Consider the following 6,745-nt stretch of genomic DNA (forward strand, 5'->3'; position numbering starts at 1 on the left):
CCGATCACTGCTTTGAGGCTGCTAACAGTCATGGACCGTATTCAAGCGATGCAGGTTTTCGTACGTGTGGCTGAAGCAGGAAGCTTTATCCAGGCGGCGCAGACGCTCTCTCTGCCGGCCTCGACAGTTACCAGCAGCGTTAAAAATCTTGAGAAGTACTTGCAGGTGCGCCTGCTGAACAGAACCACGCGGCGAGTCAGCCTGACGCCTGAGGGCGCTCAATATCTGACGCAATGCAGGGAAATATTGGAGCTGATCGAACACACAGAGACCAGCCTGACGGATTCCGTAAAACGGCCACAGGGGCGTTTGCGTGTCGATATGCCGGGTGGCATTGCACACTTCATCGTCATGCCAAACCTGCAAGACTTCTACAGGCGCTACCCGGATATCTACCTGATGATAGGCGTCAACGATCGGCAGGTTGATCTGGTTCAAGAGGGTGTCGATTGCGTTATTCGTACAGGCGAGCTCGATGACTCAACGCTCGTTGCGCGCCCACTCGGCCGGTTTCGCTGGGTGACCTGTGCTTCTGTCGCCTATCTCGAAGAAAACGGTACTCCGCAAACTCCGCAAGATTTGTCTCACCACCGGGCCATCCATTACTTCTCGGGCCGCGCAAGGCAAGCAGGCGAAATGCGCTTCGCCCGTGGCACCGAGAAAATCTCAGTCCCGGTGAACGGCACTGCGGCAGTCAACGAGACCGGGCTTTACATCAAAATGTGCCTGGAAGGCTTCGGGCTGGTGCAGCTCGCTGAAAACGTGGTCAGCGAGCATCTGCGAGAAGGGCGGCTGGTCGAAGTGCTTGCTGACTGGCAGCCCGCATCGGTTCCTGTGCACCTGCTATACCCGCATCAGCGCTTTCTATCGCCAGCTGTGAGCGCATTCGCTGACTGGATTGCCGGGCTTGTTCGCGACGATGATTCAGCAGGTTCAAGTTGAACGTTGCGCCCGGCCAGCATTCCGATGAATGCACCGGCTACGGAGATTGCGGCTGTGATCAGCAGCGGTGCTGTCCAGCCACCGGTCCAGTCGTGCAGTTGGCCCAGCAGCAAGGGGCCTGCGGCTGCCATCAGGTAGCCGAAGCACTGTGCCATTCCTGTGCAAGGTGTTTGACGTCACTCGCTCGTGTTACTACGCCCAGCGCCTGCGGCGCCGCACGCCCGATGTTGAACGGCTTCGATTACGTAGTCCCGTCAGTGAGCTGTTCTCGCAAAGTCGCAGCTCTGCGGGCAGTCGCAGCATTCTGTCGCTGATGCGTGAAGACGGTGAGCAGATCGGTCGATTCAAAGTGCGCAGCTTGATGCGCGAGCTTGATTTAGTCAGCAAACAACCCGGCTCCCATGTCCGGATGTTCGTGGGCTGAGTGTCCGAATGGCGTGGAATCCGCACGCTGTGGACTCATCCGATATCGGCGAGCAAATGGTCGAGCATTTTTTGAACTGAAACGGGCAGCTCTTCGTCGCGGCAACAGATATACATCTGTCGAATAGCCCAAGCATCGGCAAGGGGTACCAGGCGAAGGTTCAACTGTTGGGCGAAGGCTTCTGCGGCAATCTTGGGAAGTATACCGATGCCCAAGCCAGCCTCGATCATCTTGCAGATCGCTTCGAAGCTCTTTACCTGCACCCTTAAACGCAGTCTCTTACCTTCGGCCTCTGCCGCTCCCTCCAGAAGCTTGAGCATTGCCGTATTACTCTCCAATACAACGAGATCTGAATCGAGCAGGTCGGTCAGGCTAAGGCGTCGCAACCCCAAAGCAGCATCCCATGGCAAGACGGCGACCAGGCTGTCAACCTTGTATGGCAACAGTCTCAACCCGCTGCATGGGAGATCGCTGGTGAACACAACTCCGATGTCAGCCAGGCCTTCAGATATCGCTTGGATGATCTCGCTACTCAATCGCTCGGTCACCTCGACCCGGATGCTGGGGAAGGAGGTAGCGAATGCGGCGATCTCCCCCGGGAGGTATTGAGTCAATGATGAGGTGTTGGCATACAGGCGAACGATACCTTTAACGCCCCGAGCGTAATCTGAGAGGTTGGTTTTGAGTCGCTCTGCTTCGCTAAGCAGTCGTCGGGCATGCGCAGCGAGTGCAAAGCCTGCCGGGGTGGGGGTGACCCCTCGTTGACCGCGATCCAGCAATTTCACGTCAAGTTCGTTTTCGAGCAGCGTAATTCGCCTACTTGCAGCGGAGAGAGCGATATGGGATTGCTCTGCGGCTTTGGAGAGGCTGCCGCTATCGACTGCCCGCAGAAAAAGGGCGAGTGAAACAAGGTCTGGAAGCATTGTCGTGACTCGAACTAAGCCAAGTGATCTGAGGCGGATCACTCGCCGCAGGTTTCTCTTAATTAGAAGGCATGTTGACATTTAACTAATAATATTCGCAATGGTGCGGAGTTAGAATCGGAGCGGTGATACCCGTTGCTACTACCCGTCAGTTAGCGTGTGAACGTTTTTAGCTGAGTTAGCAAGGCTAGATACCTGACAATGGCAATAGGTTAATCGCAAGAACGCCTGCGCCGTAATTCGTTAGATGCGACCCTGACGTGTACTGGTCTGGATAGCGCTTTTGCAAAGCCGATGGAGTAGACCGATGAATACCGTATCACCCCATGTCCGCCCTCTGGACGGCCTCACCGTGGTCAGCTTGGAGCATGCAATCGCTGCCCCGTTCTGCACCCGTCAACTTGCAGATATCGGCGCTCGGGTCATAAAGATCGAACGTCCGGGCGTGGGCGATTTTGCGCGTGCTTACGACACGCGAGCGGAAGGCTTGGCATCTCACTTCGTCTGGACGAACCGCTCGAAGGAAAGCCTGACACTCGATCTCAAGAAGGATGGGGCTGACGAGGTGTTGTATGAGTTGCTTGAGTCTGCCGACGTACTTGTGCAGAACCTCGCTCCTGGTGCAGCAGATCGCATGGGGCTGTCTTTCGAGCAACTGAATGCTCGGTTCCCACGATTGATCGTCTGCAATATCTCAGGCTACGGTAAGGGTGGTTCCTACGAGAAGAAAAAAGCCTACGACCTTTTGATTCAAAGTGAGGGCGGTTTCCTCTCGGTCACTGGCAGGGCTGGAGACGATGAGTTAGCGAAAGCTGGCTGCTCGATTGCGGACATCGCTGCGGGCATGTATGCCTACACCAACGTGCTCTCGGCTTTGCTCCTGCGCGAAAAGACAGGTGTCGGCAGCAGCATCGACGTCAGCATGCTGGAAAGCCTGGTCGAGTGGATGGGATACCCGTTGTACTACGCCTACAAAGGAGCACCACAACCACCGCGTGCTGGCGCTTCTCACTCGACCATCTACCCCTATGGGCCATTCCCGGTTGGGGGAGGTCAAACGGTGATGCTCGGCCTTCAAAACGAACGTGAGTGGGTGCAGTTCTGTGAGCATGTGCTGAGGCAAGCCGAGCTCGCTGTGGATGAGCGCTTCTTGGCGAACGCTAGGCGCTCCGAAAATCGGGATGCTTTACGGGCCATCATCGTTGAAACATTTTCGGTTTTGACTATTGATGAAGTCGTTGCGCGCCTGGAAATGGCTCAGATCGCCAACGCCAAAGTGAACGACATGAAAGGTGTATGGGAGCACCCTCAGCTGAAGGCGCGTGAGCGCTGGGTTCAGGTTGGCAGTCCTGCAGGTGAATTGCCTGCGCTGCTCCCTCCAGGCTCCAACAGTGCGTTCAAGCCGCGCATGGATGCCATCCCTGCTCTGGGAGAGCACACCGACTCCATCCTGCGTTCGCTGGGACGCACCGAGCCCCAGATCGAAGCCTTGCATGCTACGGGTGCCGTATGAATACTAAAAAGTGTGCAGTGAAGTCTGTTCTCTTCGTTCCCGGTAGTCGCCCTGAACGTTTTGACAAAGCGTTTGCAACCGGCGCTGATCAAATCATCGTCGACTTCGAAGACGCTGTTGAAGAAGCGCTAAAGTCGCAGGCTCGACTCAATCTTGATCAGTACCTCAAACAGAATCCGTTGGCACGCGTCGTGGTGCGGATCAATGCGGTCGATCACCCCGAACACAAAGCGGATCTGGCGTTTTGTAAACGTACGCAGGGCGTTGCTGCAGTCATGCTGCCCAAAGCCGAAAGTCAGGCCCAACTTCGTGATCTGAATCTGACCGAGAAACCACTCTGGCCGCTGATTGAAAGCGCGAGAGGCGTCTTGGTCATCTCTGATATTGCGCAAGTGCCTGGTGTCGAAAGGCTGACGTTTGGTGCCTTGGACTTGGGTTTGGATCTGGGATTGAAAGCCGGGAGTCGTTCTGCCGGAAAGGTCATGGATCAGGTGCGCTTGACCCTGTTGCTCGAGTCGGTAAAGGCCGGCTTGGCCAAACCTATCGACACTGTTTTTGCCGACATCGCGAATGTCGACGGTCTGCGGCAAATGGCTAGTGATGGCCGCGATATGGGGTTCGGTGGAATGCTCTGCATTCATCCAAGTCAAGTGGCTTTCGCCAATGAGGTGTACTTGTCCACCGAAGCAGAAATTGAGTGGGCCAAGAAGGTCGTTGCTGCCGCCTGTATACAATCGGCGGGTGCTTTCACATTGGACGGACGAATGGTGGACGCGCCCGTTATACGTCAAGCCAAATTGCTTATCAGCGAGCTATCCCATAGCTGATAAACAGTTTTCTAAAAGGGAGGCTCGTGTTTATAAACGAGGGTCTCTATAGACTGGAGGGTTTCAACCTGAGCTAACCGATTTACTGGGTGGAGCGGATTAATGCGCTGGGGATGCCTGGTTTGATGGTGAAGGAGGGCGGCTATGACATCGCCACGCTGGATGAAAATACCTCGCGATTCTTCGCCGGCATAACTGCGTGACATAACAATCGGATGACTCAGGTCACATCGCTAATCATCAATGCCATCAAATGTGACAGGCCCGGTGATCAGCCACATTGGGTTTACGTATCCGCATGCGCGTCTCGTCACATTTCGCCATCGTCGCTGTTGCAGTACGTCAGCAATTTTCCTACGGCTGTCGTGAGTAAAGTTTGCAATAGTTCTTCGCGAGTTTGCTTTTCCAAGGTCGAGTCTATTAGCCAGGCAGGCGTGCTATTCAGGAGGCTGGCGACAAGCGCGGCAATCGTCAAATAGGCCGATTCTGATGCTTCAGAAGTGGCTCCCAAAACGGTGTGCAGAGACCGTTCATATCGCTCTCGCAATGTTTTTATCCTGCATTGCTGCTCTACAGTAAGACAACAAATGTCCCGTTCAGCCAGGCAAGAATGCCAAGGCATGTCATCGTGTAATTTTAAATGAGCGATGATCAGCGCATTGAGTCGGTCTTGTCTCTTTTTGAGGCGGTCGCCCACTTGGGCCACGAGTCTCAGCCTCTGTTCGTATAATTCTTCAATAACCTCGAACAGCATCTCTTGTTTACTTGAATAATAGTGGTAAAGCGTGCCTGCTGATAAACCCAAACAGGCGGCCAGCTCACGCATCCCCACCTGCATGAAGCCCTTTTTGGCGAACAATTCCACGGCCTTTTCGCGTCTTTCGGCAAAGCGTGAGCAGCGCTCAACCATAGAGATGAAAGCCTCTACCGATCTTGCGGCCCAGATAACCGGCGGCGACCATTTCCTTGAGCAGTGGTGCAGGGCGGTACTTGCTGTCGTTGAAGCCGTCGTAGAATGTTTGCAGGATCGCCAGTACGGTATCGAGGCCTATCAGGTCAGCAAGTGCCAGAGGTCCGATGGGCTGGTTACACCCTAGGCGCATGCCTGCGTCGATGTCTTCGGCGCTGGCCAATCCCTCTTGAAGTACCATAATCGCTTCATTAATCATGGGCATCAGAATGCGATTTACGACGAAACCTGGACGATTACCAGTGGTGATCGCGATCTTGCCCAAGGTTTTAGCCATGGCCAGTGCCAGCATGTGAGTGGCATCGCTGGTTTGCAAACCGCGAATTACTTCGACCAACCCCATAAGTGGCACCGGGTTGAAAAAGTGCAAACCTATAACTCTATGAGGATGGTTTACGTTGGTGGCCAACTGGGTAATCGACAGCGATGATGTATTGGAAGCTATCACACAGTCGGCACTGACATGCGTCGCGATCTGTTGAAGTATGCCCAGTTTAAGGTTGATGTTTTCGGTGGCGGCTTCGATCACCATATGCACATATTGCAGGCTGACGTAATCGGTGCTGGTACTGATTTTCCCGAGCGCAGTCAGCCTTTGCTCTGGTGTCAGGGTGCCTTTGGTGACTAATCGGGTGAGGTTGCTGTCAATGGTCGCCAATGCCTTTTCCAAGGCAGCTTCGCAGATATCGATCAAGATCACGTTAAGGCCGGCCTGCGCGCAGACTTGCGTGATGCCATTGCCCATAATGCCGGCACCAATGACGCCGACGTTTTGTTGATTCATGTGTATTTCCTTATCATCAAACACGACGAGCCCTTGGCTGCTGCCAAAAAACGCGCATCAATGGATGGTGCAGGAACGATCTCTTCAGATCGTCCCTATGGATGTTAATCCAGCCGTTAACCGCCCAGGTACGCCTCACGCACCTTCGGATCGGTCAGCAACTGCTCGCCAGTGCCCTGCATCACCACCCGACCGTTTTCCAGTACATAGGCGCGGTCGGCGATTTTCAGCGCCTGGTTGGCGTTCTGCTCCACCAGGAACACCGTGACACCGTCCTTGCGCAGCTGTTCGATGATGTCGAAGATCTGCTGGATGATGATCGGCGCCAGACCCAGGGACGGCTCGTCCAGCAGCAACAGCTT

At 54.7% G+C, this 6,745-nt stretch carries 6 protein-coding genes and 2 pseudogenes; 4 read left to right on the forward strand and 4 right to left on the reverse strand.

All coding sequences use genetic code 11. The annotated features are described in order from the left end of the window. The first annotated feature begins 30 nt into the window (after positions 1-30). Positions 31-942 (forward strand): LysR family transcriptional regulator, encoded by a 912-nt coding sequence (locus KZX66_RS11215; RefSeq protein ID WP_183702259.1) that lies wholly within the window; start codon positions 31-33, stop codon positions 940-942. A 136-nt stretch (positions 943-1,078) separates the two neighbouring features. Then, positions 1,079-1,345: pseudogene (locus KZX66_RS11220) on the forward strand (IS3 family transposase); the annotation flags it as partial. 56 nt (positions 1,346-1,401) lie between these two features. Here KZX66_RS11220 and KZX66_RS11225 read toward each other — a convergent pair. Then, complete coding sequence (locus tag KZX66_RS11225) at positions 1,402-2,289, reverse strand: LysR family transcriptional regulator (RefSeq protein ID WP_248079350.1); 888 nt, start codon at positions 2,287-2,289, stop codon at positions 1,402-1,404. Positions 2,290-2,596: 307 nt separating this feature from the next. On the opposite strand from KZX66_RS11225, the gene KZX66_RS11230 reads away from it, so the two are divergent. Together KZX66_RS11230 and KZX66_RS11235 are read left to right on the forward strand one after the other, a co-directional pair. Continuing rightward, a complete protein-coding gene (locus KZX66_RS11230; protein ID WP_248079351.1) occupies positions 2,597-3,802 on the forward strand; it encodes a CaiB/BaiF CoA-transferase family protein in 1,206 nt (401 codons plus the stop codon). Then, on the forward strand, positions 3,799-4,629 hold the full coding sequence (locus KZX66_RS11235) for a CoA ester lyase (protein ID WP_248079353.1): 831 nt from the start codon (positions 3,799-3,801) through the stop codon (positions 4,627-4,629). The genes KZX66_RS11230 and KZX66_RS11235 overlap by 4 nt, the downstream gene beginning before the upstream one ends. 310 nt (positions 4,630-4,939) lie before the next feature. Here the strand turns inward: KZX66_RS11235 and KZX66_RS11240 are convergent, their stop codons facing one another. The 3 genes and pseudogenes from KZX66_RS11240 to KZX66_RS11250 form a co-directional block, all read right to left on the reverse strand. After that, positions 4,940-5,494, reverse strand: coding sequence for a TetR/AcrR family transcriptional regulator (locus KZX66_RS11240; protein WP_248079355.1), 555 nt, complete (start codon positions 5,492-5,494; stop codon positions 4,940-4,942). 37 nt (positions 5,495-5,531) lie between these two features. Then, entirely contained in the window at positions 5,532-6,383 is an 852-nt protein-coding gene (locus KZX66_RS11245; protein WP_248079357.1) for a 3-hydroxybutyryl-CoA dehydrogenase, read from the reverse strand. A gap of 116 nt (positions 6,384-6,499) precedes the next feature. Then, positions 6,500-6,745 (reverse strand): annotated as a pseudogene (locus KZX66_RS11250) (ABC transporter ATP-binding protein); the annotation flags it as partial.

The sequence above is a fragment of the Pseudomonas sp. EYE_354 genome (genome assembly GCF_023148575.1).
GTDB lineage: Bacteria > Pseudomonadota > Gammaproteobacteria > Pseudomonadales > Pseudomonadaceae > Aquipseudomonas.